Source organism: Cupriavidus sp. 01L46, from assembly GCF_056399905.1.
Window position 1 is genome coordinate 1 of record NZ_JBFTSF010000735.1, and the last position, 416, is coordinate 416.

General features: G+C 66.6%; 1 pseudogene. It reads right to left on the reverse strand.

From position 1 onward, the window contains the following. Positions 1-89 precede the first annotated feature (89 nt). Positions 90-416 (reverse strand): annotated as a pseudogene (locus AC1DS3_RS39560) (dihydrolipoyl dehydrogenase); the annotation flags it as partial.

Here is a 416-nt window from a genome sequence, read left to right on the forward strand (position 1 = left end):
GGTCCAGGACGGGATTGCAAAGTATTCTGTCGGAACCAACCCGCTGGCTGCCGCATGGACAGCCAGCTCAGCGTGGGGCGCTGGCGAGCTCAGCCGGCCAGCTTCGCGGCCGCATCGCGCAGCGCGGTGCGCAGGCCCTCTTCCACCACCGGGTGGTAGTACGGCATGGCCAGCATCTGCTCGATGGTGAGCGCTTGCTGGTAAGCCCAGGCCAGCAAGTGCGCGATATTCTCGGCGCGCGGGCCGGTCCATTCCGCACCGAGAAAGCGCCCGCTATCCTTGTCGGCGTAGACGTGCATCAGCCCACGGTTCTTGAGCATGACGCGGCTGCGGCCCTGGTCCTCGAAGCTCACCTCGCCGGTGACAAAACTGTCCGGCTCGAGGTCGGCATGGCGCTGGCCCACCATGGCGATCTG